Source organism: Rossellomorea sp. DA94 (assembly GCF_029834455.1).
GTDB classification, from domain to species: Bacteria; Bacillota; Bacilli; order Bacillales; family Bacillaceae_B; genus Rossellomorea; species Rossellomorea vietnamensis.
Genome location: NZ_CP122397.1, coordinates 1,716,318 through 1,732,858 on the forward strand (window position 1 = coordinate 1,716,318; position 16,541 = coordinate 1,732,858).

General features: G+C 41.8%; 18 protein-coding genes, 1 pseudogene and 1 riboswitch. Of the genes and pseudogenes, 15 read left to right on the plus strand and 4 right to left on the minus strand.

The features are described 5' to 3' along the window. The first annotated feature begins 8 nt into the window (after window positions 1-8). The 6 genes from P8596_RS08985 to P8596_RS09010 all read left to right on the plus strand — a co-directional run bounded on the left by P8596_RS08985 (window position 9) and on the right by P8596_RS09010 (window position 4,826). Window positions 9-623 (plus strand): ABC transporter ATP-binding protein, encoded by a 615-nt coding sequence (locus P8596_RS08985; RefSeq protein ID WP_279726644.1) that lies wholly within the window; start codon window positions 9-11, stop codon window positions 621-623. A gap of 18 nt (window positions 624-641) precedes the next feature. Further along, on the plus strand, window positions 642-1,424 hold the full coding sequence (locus P8596_RS08990) for an ABC transporter permease (RefSeq protein WP_279726645.1): 783 nt from the start codon (window positions 642-644) through the stop codon (window positions 1,422-1,424). Window positions 1,425-1,496: 72 nt separating this feature from the next. Then, window positions 1,497-1,754 carry a hypothetical protein gene (locus P8596_RS08995; RefSeq protein ID WP_279726646.1) on the plus strand — a complete coding sequence of 86 codons (258 nt, stop codon included), beginning with the start codon at window positions 1,497-1,499 and terminating at the stop codon, window positions 1,752-1,754. 316 nt (window positions 1,755-2,070) lie between these two features. Continuing rightward, complete coding sequence (locus P8596_RS09000; RefSeq protein ID WP_034756145.1) at window positions 2,071-2,337, plus strand: phosphocarrier protein HPr; 267 nt, start codon at window positions 2,071-2,073, stop codon at window positions 2,335-2,337. Beyond that, window positions 2,337-4,058: a phosphoenolpyruvate--protein phosphotransferase gene (gene ptsP, locus P8596_RS09005; protein WP_224520374.1), complete on the plus strand. Its 1,722-nt coding sequence runs from the start codon at window positions 2,337-2,339 to the stop codon at window positions 4,056-4,058. Before P8596_RS09000 ends, ptsP begins: the two co-directional genes overlap by 1 nt. Window positions 4,059-4,649: 591 nt before the next feature. Further along, a complete protein-coding gene (locus tag P8596_RS09010; RefSeq protein WP_167562111.1) occupies window positions 4,650-4,826 on the plus strand; it encodes a hypothetical protein in 177 nt (58 codons plus the stop codon). Between the two features lie 44 nt (window positions 4,827-4,870). Here the strand turns inward: P8596_RS09010 and P8596_RS09015 are convergent, their stop codons facing one another. Continuing rightward, window positions 4,871-6,022: an aminotransferase A gene (locus P8596_RS09015; protein WP_279726647.1), complete on the minus strand. Its 1,152-nt coding sequence runs from the start codon at window positions 6,020-6,022 to the stop codon at window positions 4,871-4,873. Window positions 6,023-6,153: 131 nt separating this feature from the next. Here P8596_RS09015 and corA point away from each other — a divergent pair, with 131 nt between their 5' ends. From corA to queE, 4 genes are all read left to right on the plus strand, one after another. Continuing rightward, the gene (corA, locus tag P8596_RS09020; protein ID WP_079531658.1) at window positions 6,154-7,149 is read left to right on the plus strand and encodes a magnesium/cobalt transporter CorA; all 996 of its coding nucleotides are present in this window, start codon (window positions 6,154-6,156) and stop codon (window positions 7,147-7,149) included. Between the two features lie 119 nt (window positions 7,150-7,268). Further along, a riboswitch (PreQ1 riboswitch) is annotated at window positions 7,269-7,313 on the plus strand. Between the two features lie 123 nt (window positions 7,314-7,436). After that, on the plus strand, window positions 7,437-8,102 hold the full coding sequence (gene queC / locus P8596_RS09025; RefSeq protein WP_279726648.1) for a 7-cyano-7-deazaguanine synthase QueC: 666 nt from the start codon (window positions 7,437-7,439) through the stop codon (window positions 8,100-8,102). Beyond that, window positions 8,099-8,533, plus strand: a complete 435-nt coding sequence (queD, locus tag P8596_RS09030) for a 6-carboxytetrahydropterin synthase QueD (RefSeq protein ID WP_079531654.1) — start codon at window positions 8,099-8,101, stop codon at window positions 8,531-8,533. Before queC ends, queD begins: the two co-directional genes overlap by 4 nt. After that, the gene (gene queE, locus P8596_RS09035; protein ID WP_279726981.1) at window positions 8,527-9,252 is read left to right on the plus strand and encodes a 7-carboxy-7-deazaguanine synthase QueE; all 726 of its coding nucleotides are present in this window, start codon (window positions 8,527-8,529) and stop codon (window positions 9,250-9,252) included. The genes queD and queE overlap by 7 nt, the downstream gene beginning before the upstream one ends. Before the next feature lie 57 nt (window positions 9,253-9,309). On the opposite strand, the gene P8596_RS09040 is transcribed toward queE, so the two are convergent. Further along, on the minus strand, window positions 9,310-9,498 hold the full coding sequence (locus P8596_RS09040; RefSeq protein WP_079531651.1) for a hypothetical protein: 189 nt from the start codon (window positions 9,496-9,498) through the stop codon (window positions 9,310-9,312). Between the two features lie 117 nt (window positions 9,499-9,615). Between P8596_RS09040 and P8596_RS09045 the strand changes: the two genes are divergently transcribed. After that, window positions 9,616-10,536 carry a chemotaxis protein gene (locus P8596_RS09045; protein WP_279726649.1) on the plus strand — a complete coding sequence of 307 codons (921 nt, stop codon included), beginning with the start codon at window positions 9,616-9,618 and terminating at the stop codon, window positions 10,534-10,536. Window positions 10,537-10,614: 78 nt separating this feature from the next. On the opposite strand, the gene P8596_RS09050 is transcribed toward P8596_RS09045, so the two are convergent. Further along, complete coding sequence (locus P8596_RS09050; RefSeq protein WP_279726651.1) at window positions 10,615-11,082, minus strand: YkyB family protein; 468 nt, start codon at window positions 11,080-11,082, stop codon at window positions 10,615-10,617. A 243-nt stretch (window positions 11,083-11,325) separates the two neighbouring features. Beyond that, window positions 11,326-11,547: pseudogene (locus P8596_RS23890) on the minus strand (hypothetical protein); the annotation flags it as partial. 213 nt (window positions 11,548-11,760) lie between these two features. Here P8596_RS23890 and P8596_RS09055 point away from each other — a divergent pair. The 4 genes from P8596_RS09055 to P8596_RS09070 all read left to right on the plus strand — a co-directional run bounded on the left by P8596_RS09055 (window position 11,761) and on the right by P8596_RS09070 (window position 16,512). Next, complete coding sequence (locus P8596_RS09055; RefSeq protein ID WP_279726652.1) at window positions 11,761-13,851, plus strand: sensor domain-containing protein; 2,091 nt, start codon at window positions 11,761-11,763, stop codon at window positions 13,849-13,851. Between the two features lie 170 nt (window positions 13,852-14,021). Continuing rightward, the gene (locus P8596_RS09060) at window positions 14,022-14,240 is read left to right on the plus strand and encodes a hypothetical protein (RefSeq protein WP_098440924.1); all 219 of its coding nucleotides are present in this window, start codon (window positions 14,022-14,024) and stop codon (window positions 14,238-14,240) included. 120 nt (window positions 14,241-14,360) lie between these two features. Further along, a complete protein-coding gene (gene fadH / locus P8596_RS09065) occupies window positions 14,361-15,128 on the plus strand; it encodes a 2,4-dienoyl-CoA reductase (protein WP_224520368.1) in 768 nt (255 codons plus the stop codon). A gap of 160 nt (window positions 15,129-15,288) precedes the next feature. Beyond that, window positions 15,289-16,512 (plus strand): EAL domain-containing protein, encoded by a 1,224-nt coding sequence (locus P8596_RS09070; RefSeq protein WP_279726655.1) that lies wholly within the window; start codon window positions 15,289-15,291, stop codon window positions 16,510-16,512. The last annotated feature ends 29 nt before the right edge of the window (window positions 16,513-16,541 follow it).

Below are 16,541 nucleotides of genomic sequence, written 5' to 3' on the forward strand. Positions count from 1 at the left end.
TATCGTTTATGTTGTATGAATTAAGGGATGTACACTATAAAGATATTTTACATATTAAGGAAATGGATATTTCTGAGCACAGGACGACCTGCGTTGTTGGGGAAAGTGGTGCCGGGAAATCTACTTTATTGAAATTGTTGAATAAAATGAATATACCAGCTAGGGGGCAAATCCGTTATAAAGGAAATTCCCTGGAAAGTGTGGATCCGGTGAAGCATCGGAGGGAAGCTGTCATGATTTCCCAGACCCCTCTTCTGTTTGGAGAAACAGTGGAAGAAAATCTTCAGAAGGGGCTTGTTTTTTCAGAAAAGCCACTGGCTAGCCGGGAAGAGCTATTGAAGATGTTGAGCATTGTGAAGCTGGATAAACCACTGGATGCACGTGCAGAACAGTTGTCTGGCGGAGAGCGCCAGCGATTATCCCTCGGCAGGGTGTTAGTAATGAAGCCTGCTGTTTATTTATTGGATGAACCTACGTCGGCTCTTGACGAAGAAACAGAGATTGAAGTGATGAAAAGTTTTATTACGTGTGCAAATGGGCATGGAGGAACCATCATCATGGTGACTCATTCGACAAATGTGGCCGAAGAGTACGGCGAGGAAATCATTACGATTAGAAAATAGCAGATGGAGGGTTAGACATTGGAAAAAGGAATTATCGATATAGAATTATGGAGATTCATTGCAGCGTATGGCTTTGTCCTTCTCTTGTTATTTATCGTGAAATGGAGAGGGATATCGAGGGAAAAACAAATCATACTCGCTTCTTTCCGGATGACCATTCAATTGATTATCGCTGGATACATCCTTACATATATTTTTGATCACCCAAGCCCTTGGCTAACCTTGAGTATCATAGTCGTAATGGAAGTATTTGCAGTAAGGAATATATTCAAGCAGGTCAAATATGAAATGGATCGAAAGCTGAAAGGCATCGCTGCCATTTCATTATGTGCAGGTACACTGATCAGCTTGTTTTATTTCAATATGGTCGTCATCCATTTCTCCCCATGGTATGAACCAAGATATTTCATTCCGATCGCAGGGATGATTGTGGGGAACGCGATGACGGGCATAACGCTTGGAATCAATACCCTCCTTGGAGGATTGATAGAGCAGAGGGGAAAAGTAGAAGGAGCTTTGATGCTGGGGGCAACCCCTAAAGCAGCCTCTAAGACGTATTTGGATAATGCATTTGATTCTGCCATCCTCCCCACTCTGAATAATATGCTGGGGATGGGTATCATTTTTCTTCCTGGGATGATGACTGGGCAAATTCTTTCAGGAGTAAGCCCCCTGGTAGCCATTGAATATCAGATTGCCATTCTGTTAGGAATTGTCGGAAGCGTTGCATTGACAGTCGTCCTGTTTATTTTACTGGCATATAAGCGACTATTTACAAAGGATGCCCAATTGAACATTTGATAGCTTCCCCGTTCTAATCTAGTTTCCACGGCATATGCTAGAGAAAGAATGATAGGAAGGGGAGAGTTCCATTTGAAATACGAAATCGAGCAGGCACTGAGGGTGAAAAGTCTTGCCATCGATGTGATGGAGGAATTGATGAAAGAAGACAGGAAGTATGAGGTCCAGGAATTAAAGCAGCTGTCTGAGTTGTTCTCCCGATGTATTTGCGACTTGGTGAATGTATACTCCAATATCTCAGAAGATCATGAAATGACCTTGAAGGGAACGGTCATCAAAGCAAAGATCGGCTATAACATCATGAAGGCAGAAACAGTAGAAAAAGAATAGTATGATAACACGAAGAATGACTCATACTAAAGACTCCGTATCAGATGGATATGGGGTCTTTACTGCGTTTTCTTCTTTTGGGTTTACAATAAATCATCAAATTTTACATAATTAGGTTCATAACAGTGGCAAATTTATGAAATACTAAAAAAATCAAGCTTTACAATTGTGTATATCCTCATTGCATGCTATTCTTTTTTATTGAACAGCTTTATAGGAATATTGGATTAATCACTAGAAATAGTTGACGTTTTCTTTATAATCCATTACTTTTATGAAGCAACTAAAAACAAGATAATTGAAGGAGTCGATTCACATGGCACAAAAAACATTTACAGTTACAGCTGAAACAGGAATTCATGCTCGTCCGGCAACTCTATTGGTTCAAACGGCAAGCAAATTCGACAGCGATGTACATCTAGAATACAAAGAAAAGAAAGTAAACTTAAAATCGATCATGGGTGTTATGTCTTTAGGTGTTGGTAAAGGTGCAGAAATCACAATCATTACTGAAGGTAGTGACGAGGAAGAAGCGTTAAACAGCTTACAGGAAACATTGAACAAAGAAGGTTTAGCTGAGTAATGTCCAGTCTCTTAAAAGGTATTGCGGCATCAAATGGTATTGCCATAGCAAAAGCGTATCGCCTGGTCGAACCTGACCTGAGCTTTGAGAAGAAAAGCGTAGACAATGCTGAACAGGAAGTTTCACGCTTCCAGAATGCCATTGCGACATCTAAATCAGAGCTTGAAGCGATCCGTGATAAAGCGAGAGTTGATTTAGGGGAAGACAAAGCTCAAATCTTTGAAGCGCATCTTCTTGTCTTAAGCGATCCAGAACTACTGACACCTATCGAAGACAAAGTAAAATCAGAAAATGTAAACGCTGAATCCGCACTTAAAGAAACAGCGGATATGTTCGTATCCATGTTTGAATCCATGGATAACGAGTATATGAAGGAACGTGCGGCGGATATCCGTGACGTGACGAAACGTGTCCTTTCACACCTATTGGGCGTGCAGATTGCAAACCCAAGCATGGTAACAGAAGAAGTGATTGTGATTGCAGAGGATCTAACTCCTTCTGACACGGCACAATTAAACCGTGAATTCGTTAAAGGATTCACAACGGATATCGGTGGAAGAACATCACATTCGGCCATTATGGCCCGTTCAATGGAGATCCCGGCTGTAGTGGGGACGAAATCCATTACTTCCTCTGTTGAAAATGGTGATATGATCATCGTTGACGGATTAAATGGAGAAGTACATATTAATCCGACTCCGGAAGTCATCGAAGAGTACAAGAAAGAGCATGCCCGTTATGAAGAACAAAAGGCTGAATGGGCGAAGCTCGTGAATGAACCGACGGTATCCAAAGATGGGGAGCATGTTGAACTTGCTGCCAATATCGGGACACCTAAGGATCTTGAAGGCGTTAAGAATCACGGTGGAGAAGGTGTAGGACTGTATCGTACAGAATTCCTATACATGGGTCGTGACGAATTACCGTCAGAAGATGAGCAATACGAAGCATATAAGGCTGTATTAGAAGGAATGGAAGGGAAACCTGTGGTGGTTCGTACCCTTGACATCGGTGGGGATAAAGAGCTTCCTTACTTAAATCTGCCGAAAGAAATGAACCCTTTCCTTGGGTATCGTGCGATCCGTCTATGTCTAGATGAGCAGGATATCTTCCGTACGCAGCTTAGAGCGTTATTGAAGGCAAGTCCATTTGGAAACTTGAAAATCATGTTCCCGATGATTTCAAATCTTCAAGAGTTCAGAGAAGCGAAAGCGATCCTGGAAGAAGAGAAGAAGGCCCTACTTGAAAATGGGACAACGGTAGCTGATCACATTGAAGTGGGAATCATGGTGGAAATTCCTTCAACTGCCGTCATGGCGGATGTATTTGCCAAGGAAGTTGATTTCTTCTCGATCGGGACAAACGACCTGATTCAGTACACAATGGCTGCCGACCGTATGAACGAGCGCGTTTCCTACTTATATCAACCGTATAACCCTGCCATTTTACGTCTTGTGAAAATGGTCATCGATGCGGCACATAAGGAAGGAAAATGGGCAGGTATGTGTGGAGAAATGGCTGGAGATGAGATTGCCGTACCGATCTTACTTGGATTAGGTTTGGATGAGTTCTCAATGAGTGCAACATCCATTTTGAAGGCACGTTCTCAAATTCGTCAGTTGAACCGCGCTGAAATGAAAGAACTGGCTGAACAGGCACTACAACTAGACACCAATGATGCGGTCATTTCTGCAGTGAAAAAAGCCACATCAATGGAATAAATATAGGTTTAAAAGGTGGAAATGAGGGTATTATATCTGAGAAGAATAAGGCACACACCCTTTGGGCCTTTTTATTCTCATTTCCCCCTTTCTTGTGGATTGAAGGAGCGCTTGGTTCTTTCAATCCTTTTTTTCTTTTCAAAAGGGGATTATACAAAATGATTACCATTCTGCAAGTCATGGTCAAACTTCAATATCAGAATTCCCTTGTTTATTATACTGTATGAAAGCGCTTTTTTAAAGTGTTTTACTAAAATAACTTTTTTGGGTACCTGGGTTGTTTGAAGGCCCATAAATAGACATTTTTTGTTCAGTGGAGCGGCGCTTCGGTGAATGAAAAATTTTTATAAAAAAAGTAGAAAGATGGTTTATCATCTTTAAAAGCGGGTATTCTATTACTAAGCATGAAATTGGAGATTAATTTCTCACTAACACCCCCTTTTCCTTTTTTTATTGAACTAACTCAGTTAACTGAGTTAGTTCTTTTTTTTGATATTTGTCCATTGAATAGGACTTCAGATGAAGATGAATAATAAACAAATGCTGATCGATTAAGCGGTTCAGCAGTTATAATAAAGGGGGAAATAAACGATGGCTAAAAGAACAAAGAAAAATGATCCGCAACAGAAAAATAAAAAAGGCTTTGATTCTTCAAAGATCAATGCTGAATTTGCCCATGAAATAGGGAGTGCAGCAACAAATAAAATCCACAACGACAAAGCGAAAAAAGAAAAAGCACCTAAAAACAATGGTGAATATAAAGGGTAATGAACAAAGAGGGACGGACCTTGATGCAAGGTCCGTCCCTCTTGTTAAGATTGAATAAAGGATTGAAGACGGTCGAGTCCTTCTGTCAGTTGATCCATGGAACAGGCATAAGAAAGACGGAAGTACCCTTCTCCAAGTGGTGAAAAGGCATCGCCAGGGACGACAGCCACCTTTTTTTCCTGTGCCAGGGCAAGGGAGAAATCAAATGAGCTTAACAGAACGTTATCGGGTATTTTCACGAAAAAGTAAAAGGCACCGTGGGGTTTGACGATTCCCTCAAATCCCATATCAACAAGCCTGTCGTATACATAATCCCTTCGTTTCTTATACTCTACCTTCATATCCAGAGCATCGTCTTTCCCGGCTGTCAAAGCTTCATAAGCCGCTTTTTGGGAGATGGACGAAGCGCAGGACACATTATATTGGTGCACCTTCAGAAGGTGCCTCGAAATGGCTTCAGGAGCGAAGATCAGCCCGATCCTCCAACCTGTCATACTATGTGACTTTGATAATCCATTCACGATGATCGTTTGCTCTCTTAAATACTCTGCAATGGAATGATGTGAACCATCAAAGGTAAGTTCACTATATATTTCATCAGCCAATACAAAAATGTCCCGGCTCTTGAGTAATTCGGCAATTTCTTTCAGCTCTTGCTTTGATAAGCTGACCCCTGTTGGATTCGAGGGGTATGGGAGGATGATGCATTTGGTTGAAGGGGTCAGGCTGTCCTTGATCAATGCTGCATCTAATTTAAACTCATTTTGGGTAATGTCGATATGGACCGGATTGGCACCACATAGTTTGATGATGGGTTCATACCCAGGATATACGGGCCCTGGAAGAAGGCAGTCGTCATCCTGACAAAGGATCGTACGGAGAATCACATCGATTCCCTGGGACGCACCATTTGTGACAATGACTTCTGTTGCAGGGTCATATTCTACATCGTATTTTTCTTTGACGAATGAAGCAGCCGCTTCACGTAATTCGATATATCCTGCATTATGGGTATAAGACGTGAAACCTCCATCAATGGCTGCTTTTCCTGCATCTTTAATATGTTGGGGCGTTGGGAAGTCAGGCTGACCGATTGTCAGGGAAATCATATCGTCGATGTCTGATACCATGTTGAAAAATCGTCGTATACCAGAAATTTGTATGTCCCTGACCCTGGGGTTAATATGCTGTTCCAATATGTACACCTACTTTGATCGTTTGATTCATATTTTAACATTAAATTGAATGGTAACGCAGGGGTTTTGTTTGAATGGAGGAGAAATAGGGAAAGGATAAAAAATGAAAAAAGACAGTTAGGGAGAGCCATATGATCCGAACAAGTATAATCATGGAAAACGGGGAGATCCAAAGTGATGTTCCCTTATCAAGAATTAAGGAAAAAGATGTAAAATGGTACTGGGTGGATTTCTCTGAGCCTTCAAGCAAGGACATCAGATTGCTGAAGCTGTATTTTCGATTTCATCCTCTTGCGATTGAGGATTGTCTGGATGATTTCAGTCAACGTCCCAAGCTTGATTTTTATGATCAATACATCTTTGTGCTCATGCACGGAATCAATACACAAACCCTTGATTCCCATGAGGTGAATATGTTTGTGAATTCAAGGTTTATCGTTACGTTCCATAAAGAACCTGTCAGTCAGTTAAATCAAATATGGGAAGAGATGAAAGAAGAAGGTGGCCAGCTGAGCCCGTTCAAAATCATGCATAGAATCGTCGACCGGCTCGTGGATGATTATTTTCCCCTCGTGTATAAGATAGAAGACCGCCTTAATACGATTGAAGACAACACGAATGAAGAAGCCGATAGTGATCTGATGGATGAATTATTTGATATCCGACACGATATGTCAAAGCTGCGTCGCACCCTCGTGCCGATGAGGGATCTATTGTATCGCATCAGTAATTCGGGCAGATTGAATGCCTTGAAGGAAGAGCAGCTATACTTCAATGACGTCTATGATCATTTAATAAAGCTGGTGGAAATGCTTGAATCTTATCGGGAATTCTCATCGGATATACGTGATAATTATTTATCGATCAATTCAGATAAAATGAACAACATCATGATGACATTGACTGTCATCACGACGATTTTCATGCCCCTTACCTTTATTGCAGGTTTATATGGGATGAACTTTGTCAACATGCCTGAACTCGATGAACCCAATGGGTATTTCATCGTCCTGGGTATCATGGGACTCATTGCACTGATCATGTTTGGGTTCTTCTTGAAAATAGGCTGGCTGCGTTTCGGCTCGAAAAAAAGAAGGAAAAGGAGAAGGCTTCTCCGGTTAAAATAGTCATGCCCCTATGGCTTCCCTATATTTTCGAATAAATTGTACGTGAAATGTAGATTTTTTTGTGGAAAAGCGTTATATTGGTTGAGGACAATAGAAGAAGAATTGGGCGTAAGTATCATACCCGAGAGGTTCTAGCACAACCCTCTATAAAAAACTAAGGAAAACGGCATCCTTAGGTGTCGTTATTTTTTTGTTAGTGGCAAACGTAAGCCTATATTATAGAGTCTGACAGAATCTCTTTCTTCTTTTCATGGCAGAAGCCTGTAGAAGAGAAAGGAGAACCTTTTATGAACACAGAGAAAGCGTTAGTCGTATTCAGCGGAGGTCAAGATAGTACAACGTGTTTGTTTTGGGCAAAGAAAGCATTTAATGAAGTAGAAGCAGTGACGTTCAATTATGGTCAGAGACATGTTGCAGAGCTTGACTGTGCGAAAGAGATTGCTGAAGATCTGAATGTTCCACACCATATTTTAGATATGAGTTTGTTAAACCAACTGGCCCCGAGTGCCCTTACAAGAACGGATGAAGAAATTACCCAACTTGAGGGGGAATTGCCTTCCACATTTGTTCCTGGGCGAAATTTATTATTCCTATCATTTGCGGGCATTTTAGCCAAGCAAATCGGTGCGAAACATATTGTAACGGGTGTATGTGAAACGGATTTCAGCGGGTATCCGGACTGCAGGGATATCTTTGTGAAATCTTTGAATGTATCCCTCAATCTTTCTATGGATGAACAGTTTGTCATTCATACCCCCCTTATGTGGATCAATAAAGCCCAAACGTGGGAGATGGCCGACGACTTAGGAGCATTTCAATATATTCAGGAAAATACCCTCACATGTTATAACGGTTTGAAAGGGAGCGGGTGCGGGGAATGCCCTGCTTGTGAACTGAGACAAAGGGGATTGGAAGAATATACGAGTGGCAATAAAGGAGGAAAGGGATCATGATTCAACAGATATACCCTGTTCCCGATCATCCCTATGAATATGAATTAAATAAAGATATGCATTTTGCTGCTGCACATTATATTCCCCATGTGGAGGCAGGAAGCTGCCAGGAAGTTCATGGTCATACGTACTTTGCCAACATTACGATTGGTGGAGATCAACTTGATGATTCAGGATTCCTCATTAACTTCCAACATATAAAAAAACTCATCCATAAACGATTTGATCATACGATGATCAATGAGGATGAACGGTTTTCTTCAGAAAGAGGGACGGAATTCCCAACGACGGAAGTAGTGGCGAAAGTCATGTGGGAGATCATCCAGGATCATTTAGACACGCTTCCCCACCGACCACAGTGTCTTCAAGTGTTCTTAAGGGAAACCCCTACCAGCTATTGTATATACAGACCTAAGAGGAAACGATCATGAAGAAAATTCCCGTACTGGAAGTATTCGGGCCAACCATTCAAGGGGAAGGGATGGTCATCGGCCAGAAAACGATGTTCGTCAGGACGGCAGGATGTGATTACAGCTGTGCCTGGTGTGACTCAGCCTTTACATGGGACGGATCCGCCAAAGAGGATATCATGCTCATGACGGCAGAAGATATTTGGAATCGATTGCTGGAAGCGGGTGGGGACAGATTTTCCCATGTAACGATTTCAGGTGGGAATCCTGCCCTGTTGGCAAGCTTAAAGGAACTTATTGATATGTTAAAGGAAAATGGTATTGAATCTGCCCTTGAAACACAGGGAAGCCGTTGGCAGGATTGGTTTTATGATATCAGTGATTTGACCATATCCCCGAAGCCGCCAAGTTCCGGCATGAAGACGGACTTTGAGAAACTTGATGAAATCGTTGATCGATTAAGTGAGAATCGTTCACAGTTCAGTTTAAAAGTCGTGGTATTTGATGATCTCGATTTAGAATATGCCACACGCATTCATCACCGTTATCCCGGTGTACCATTTTATATTCAAACGGGCAATCCTGCTGTTGCAGAAGGTGACACAGCCAAGCTGGTGTCGGATTTGCTGTTGGATTATGAAACGCTCATAGACAAAGTGTGTGAAAGAAAAGATTTAAATCATGTTCGTGTGCTCCCGCAGCTCCATACATTGGTATGGGGGAACAAGCGAGGGGTGTAGGAAGAAAAGCGATTGATGGATTCCCATTCAATCGCTTTTTCCATTGGGGTGATCCACTTAAGCACGGGGGTCTTCATCTGCCTGATTCCGGCGCTTTTGCCCTTCAATATACGAAAGTTCATCCGGTTCATCCTTGCCTTCTGCATTCTTCCCGAGAGCAATCAAAGGGAAATTATTCTGTGCAGGCAGAATATGATCAGTAATATCATCAAAATCAGGCAGGCCCCTGCCATCACGATCCGTCATAACAACACCTCCTCTCCTTAGTATGGATTAGGAATCCATTACTAATCAGTTATTTTTCCTGCTCGCATGTAAAGAAGTTCCTGGTTTGTTCGATATAAGTAGGGAAGGCAATTATGTATGGAAGGACGAAAACCATTGAATCAATCAAACGGAATACTTCTCGAAAGCGGTACAAATGAACTTGAAATCGTTGAATTCGAGGTTCAAAACAATAAATTTGGAATTAATGTCATTAAAGTGAAGGAAATCATCCAGCCGACTGCGGTGACACCGGTTCCCCACGCACACCCGCATGTAAAGGGACTTGTTCAATTAAGAGGGGAAGTACTGCCGGTGGTAGACATGGCGAGGGTACTTGGGGCGGAAGAAGAGGAAACCACGAAATCAAAATACATTGTAGCTGAATTCAATCAGCAGAAGGTCATCTTTCATGTCCATAACGTCACTCAAATCCATCGCATTTCCTGGAATCAAATCGAGAAACCTTCAGAAATGTATTCTGGAGTCCATTCGGGGATAATCGGGGTGATCAAGCGGGAAGAAAGTATGATTCTTCTTTTGGATTTTGAGAGCATCATGCTCGAGATTAATCCTGAAACAGGAATCCGCGTTGATCAAGTGAAAAAATTAGGTCCAAGAGAGAGAAGGAACAAGAGAATTGTGGCAGCGGAGGATTCCCCATTACTTCGGAAGCTGTTGAACGAAACACTGAGAGAAGCAGGGTATGAGGATGTAGAGTTCTTTGAAAATGGAGCCGATGCTTTTCAATACTTAGAGTCCATTGTGGATGGAAATCAGGACGTGAAAGAAAGCGTACATCTTGTACTGACGGATATTGAAATGCCACAGATGGATGGGCATCATTTAACAAAAAGAATCAAAAATCATCCAAAGCTCAATACCCTCCCGGTCATCATATTTTCATCTCTTATTACAAATGATTTAAAGCATAAAGGCGAGATGGTAGGGGCGGAAGACCAGATCAGCAAACCGGAAATCGCTGAGCTCATTTTAAAGATCGATCAGTACATTCTGTAATCCAACTAAAAAAGGGTTCTGACAAGTGTCAAAACCCTTTAGAGGATACATGCGTTACCGTACTAAAATCAGTGGGTATTAAAAGAAGCTGTCGCCCAATTTTTTGAATACAGGCTTTTGGTATTGATTTTTTCCCGGTTTCCGTATCTGATCGGTATGGTCAGACATTCCTGTATACTGTTCCAGAATCCCTTTTGCCTGTTGTAATCCCATTTTACATTTCGGGTTACGCAGGCTTTGATCGAGTGATCCCAAATGTTGAAGCTCTTTGAAATCTTCCTTGGAAGGAGGGAGATGGAACGTATATTCTCCGCAATCGATCAAGACATCAGATTGTTGCTGACTGTTCTTTGGATTTTTAGAGAAGTGAAGTCCCACTTTTTTGGCCTTACCTTCCCTGATCATTTTCATTAACGCTCGTTTTTTTAATGAATATAAGTATTTTGGGTTACCTGCTGTTTTCGCATGGCGATTCACAGTGAAAATAGCTTGAGAGAGGGTAATGACAGATGTGGAAGAAGGGGTGGATTTACTAGTGTTTCTCAAGTTATTGGCTCCTTTCTAGTGTATTCCTCTCTATTATACCCCCTTTCCCTATGATTGCAAAGGGTACCGAAGGGAGTTTATTGGTAAAGGTCAGAGGAGCTGCGATGGGGAATGCAGTGAGGCAGTACAATAAAGGCTCTACCTAAACAATGGAAGGTTAGGCGAGCCTTTTGATTAGCGTCCGGGATATATATTAATATTCTCAGTAAAGTTATTCGGCGAAGCTTGAAAACTGTTGACACCATAGGGTTGTGGATAGCCGCCGGGATAAGGATACCCTCCGTAAGGCGGATAAGGCGGATAGCACGCAGGACCATAGCATGGTCTGTTGAAAAGCAAAGGACTGATGGCCAATCCTGCTAAACCTCCTGCTAAGAATGGTAATCCAAAGAATGGGAAGAAACGCTGATCGCCCCCTCTGTAAGGCGGATAGCTTCGATGTGGGTAATATGCATATTGGTACATAATTAAAGAAAACCTCCTCTCTCTAATTATTCTATGGTTCATGATCAACCTGCGCGCCTGTCCCGGATATAATGGGCTTAAGAGGGGGATATACGTTTCTCAACTAGTAGGAATATTCCTACAAGAATGTAGGAAAACCATGGCTGAACTAGTAAAATGGAATCGGGATATATGATACAGATAAAAACATCAGCATAAAAGGATGACGAATCCATGAAATGGACAGACGATACCATCATCAGTCAAGATAAGAAGAACCTCGATACCGTCTTGAAGGAATTCATTTTAGACCATATCCACGATATGATCTTCATTATGAAGGTAGAAGAAGGTAACATTTTCAGGTACGCCTATGTCAATGAGTCTGCTAAAAGGTATACATCCATCCAACAGGAGGATATGGGGCGCTTATTGGAGGATGTGATGCCTTTGGATATGGCACTCGACTTACAGAAGAGATATACGGAATTAGTGGAGACGGGTGAGAGCATGACCTATCAGGACACATTTCAAGCCATAAATGGAAATCATGTAGTGAATGAGTCCATTTTGACACCAATCATGAATGAATATGGACAAGCAGAGTATGTCGTGTCCATTACACGGGATATTACATCTTCAATTGAAGAAAAGAGGAAATTGAAGAAAGCCAAGGAACGATACAAATCCATCATTGAACATAATCTTGATGCGATTTTTATTTTGGATTCACAAGGAGTCATTAAGGATTCGAATAGAGCAGGGTGTTTGCTTTCAGCGTATTCAAAAGAGGCACTCGTCAACATGAATATCTTTGAATTAATGAAGGCTCAGAATCGTATGGAATTGCGTGATGCTCTTTTCCAAACGTTATCGGGGGATCCGTCTTCCATTGATTATTGTCTTCTTGTAAATAAAAAGGGCGATGAAAGAATCACTCAATTGAAAATGGTCCCCATCGTGGTAGATCAAAAGTGTGACGGATGTTATATCATCGTGAAAGATATTACCAAGCATCATGAACAAAGTGAAATGATCCATTATATGGCCCTTCATGATCAACTGACGGGAATATGGAACAGGAAGGCTCTGGATGATCATCTCCCCATGATCCTTCACAATATGGAAGAAAGGGGGGAAGAACTTTCCCTTTTATACCTGGATTTGGACCGGTTTAAATTTGTGAATGACACATTGGGTTTAAAGGGTGGCGACCGTTTTCTGAAAAGGATCACAGAGCGCCTGATTACTCTCACCAATGAGGAGTGCTTACTGTACAGGCAAGGTGGAGATGAATTTATCTTCCTCTTGAAAAACAGCAGCTTTGAAGTGACAAAGACAAAAGCAGAAGAAATCCTGACATTATTTATCGACCATTTTACAATCGACAATCAGGAATTTTATATATCGCCTTCCATTGGTATCAGTTGTTATCCTGCAGACGGCTATGATTCCAATTCCCTCATTCAAAAAGCCGCACAGGCTCTCTTTGAGGTGAAAGAAAAAGGAAGGGCACATTATCGGTTTTACCAAACCCATATGAAATCAAGTTTTCCAAACTATATCATTATGGAATCCCATTTGAGAAAAGCGATAGAAAAAGGCGAGTTGTATGTCCATTATCAGCCACAAGTCAATTTATCGACTGGAGCCATCGACAGCTTCGAAGCGTTGATTCGCTGGAATAATCGTAAATTTGGCTTCGTGTCACCTGCCCAATTCATTCCGCTTGCAGAAGAAACAGGACTGATTCATCAAATCGGTGAATGGGTGTTGGAGCAGGTTTGTATCCAGTTGCAAAAATGGAGGGGCAAGGGGTACAGGTCGGTGCGGGTGGCCGTCAACATTTCCCCGAAGCAATTTCTGCAAGAGCAATTGGTGGAAACAATCGATTTCTATTTATCCACGTATATGATTCCCGCTGGCTGCATAGAAATTGAAATTACGGAGGGAGCCATGCAAGATACTCAGCAAACCTTGAAAGTGCTGAAGAAACTGAAAGACCTTGGAGTGTTTATATCTGTGGACGACTTTGGTACGGGTTACTCTTCCCTGCATTATTTAAAACGATTTCCCATCGACGTATTAAAGATCGACCAATCGTTTGTCAAGGAGATTGGGATGAATGATAAGGACTCAGCCATTACGACTACGATCATCCATCTTGCCCACAGTCTGGGTCTGGAAGTCATCGCAGAGGGAGTGGAGCGCGAGGGTCAAGTCGACTTTTTGAAGAAGGCAAATTGTCAGAAGGCTCAAGGTTACTTTTTTAGTGAACCGATAGGGCCAAAAGAAATTGAGCAACAGCAATTCGTCCTCATGTAAATGCATCGTTCGGTTGTGCATGTGATACAGAGGATCACCTCAAATGTTTGACAGAGTAATTCCTATGACTTATTTTAAAGTGAGGAGAGTAATAGGTTCATAGAAGGACTAGGGAAGGATACCTTTCCAAATGAATCACGGTTCCTAATGCTTTATGAAGGAGAGGGATTATGAAAAAGACAAAACGTATGGAAGTCCTCTTTCTCCCTACCGAAAGAGGAACGATCAGGGTGTATGTATACGGATTTAAATCTCCTCGATCTTTAGGTCAGGTAGTTGTTTCATATAATGATGTTTCAGTTGAAGCAAAAGGATATAAGCGAAATAAAACCATTATTAAGGCGCTTGCCCAGTTACACGAGCTCATCGTGAATAATCCGGATGGTTAACACGGCAGACTGATTTTTAAGGAAGTGATATTTTCTTAATAATCAGTCTTTTTTTGAGGTAAACATGGTTGTATGGTAAAATATGAGTGAGTATTCATTCATTACTAGGGGGAGTTACATATGGGAGAAGAACAAGTTGTCATCGTAACAGGCGGTTCGAATGGTATGGGGAAGTATATGGCAAAGCACTTCGTAGAAACAGGGGCAAGTGTCGTTGTCACGGGGAGAAATGAGGAGAGGCTTCAATCGGTGAAGGAGGAGTTCTCTTCTCTCAAAGGAAAAATCGAAGTATTCCAAATGGACGTAAGGGAGCAGGAACATGTGAAGGCCATGGTTGAGTTTACGGCAGAAAAATTCGGCAAAATCGATGTTCTGATCAATAATGCAGCCGGAAACTTTATATGTCCTGTTGAGAAGCTCACTCCAAATGGGTGGAAGTCCGTCATTGACATCGTTTTGAATGGAACATTCTTATGTTCACATGCTGTCGGGAACTATTGGATAGAACATGATCAAAAGGGATCCATCATCAATATGGTGGCAACATATGCTTGGAATGCGGGAGCGGGTGTCGCTCATTCGGCAGCGGCAAAAGCCGGGGTTTTATCATTGACAAGAACCTTGGCCGTTGAGTGGGGTCATAAGTATGGTATCCGCACGAATGCGATTGCCCCGGGACCGATCGAACGGACCGGAGGAGCTGAGAAGCTGTGGATTTCGGAAGAAGCTGCCAAAAGGACCATCGACAGTGTACCATTAAAACGCTTGGGTACACCGGAAGAAATTGCAGGACTTGCCTTTTTCCTCGCATCTGAAAAAGCTGCCTATATTAATGGAGAATGCATCACGATGGATGGTGGTCAATGGCTGAACCCATTTCCATTTTGATCTACCCCCTTCATAAAAAGCGCTAATCCTAAAGAAGCTTTCCCCATTCCTGTTCACGTGGCAGGAAAGGGAAAGCTTTTTGGGTTTTTCTTTTTTAATTCATCAGAATAGTTGTGTTATAATTATGCAAAAAAACATGAGCGATGGCGGGGGAGTGCGAATGGACGCATTAGAGATACTATCCAATATAGAAAAAGTGATTCCGTACTTTCAACCGATCTTCAGTGCAGATGAACATAAGATCATCGGGTACGAGGTATTTGGAAGAATAAACATGGGGAATGATGGGGTCGAAAGCCTTGGCCCATTCTTCGGTGACGATGAGATACCTGATGAATATAAAATGGAAGTGGATGAACGTGTCACACGTCTTGCACTGGAAAAGTTTTTAGCAGAGAAACAAGAGGGTTACATATTCTTGAACCGGAATGCCGGGTTACTTATGCTGGATCATGGAGAGTCCTTCCTTGAGCTTCTCCTGGAATATGAAAAGATGGGGTTGGACTTAAGCCGGACAGTAATCGAATTGTCAGAAAAGACGTTTGTAGGCGATTTTGATCAATTGGTCCATCTTCTCCTTTATTACAAAACATATGGAATAAAGATTGCCATCGATAATATCGGTGGTAACAGCGGTCAATTGGACCGGCTATCACAGTATTCGCCGGATATACTGAAAGTGGATTTATATCAACTTCGTAACGATGCCGGGAATAAAGTGTATAAAGATATTTTATACAGCTTATCGATGCTTGCCAGAAAAATCGGGGCATCCCTGTTGTTCGAAAATATCGAAATCAACTACCAGCTCCAGTTTGCCTGGCTGAATGGGGGCAGGTATTACCAGGGCTTTTATCTGAAGCATCCTTCCGACTCCTTTCTCGAACCGGATCTGTTAAAAGAAAAGCTGAAAGAAAAATGCCAGGACTATATCCGATATGAAAAGAAGCATCTGGAAGCAGGCTATGAATTCGCTGATGTCCTTCATAAAGAAATCAGTCAAAAACTGATGACTCTAAAGAAACAAACGGTGGAATTTGATGTTTTGCTTTTTGAAGTGGCGAGGCATTTTACGGATAAATGTTTTCGGGTTTACATTTGCGATGAGAATGGGTTTCAAGTTACGAGTAACGTCGTGAAATCCGATCAAGTTTGGACGATTGAACCAAGGTACAAAGGGAAAAATTGGAGCTGGCGCCCGTACTTCCTGGAAAATATCATCCGGATGAGAATCGATAAAAAAGGTTTGCTTTCTGATATTTACAGTGACATTGATTCTGGAGAATCCATCCGTACGTATTCCTACCCGTTCGGAAATGGACTGTATCTTTTCATGGATCTCTCGTATGAATTTTTATTTGAAGAAGACGGTTTGCTTTTTTAACATGCATTTCTTGAATAGCCACCTCTTGT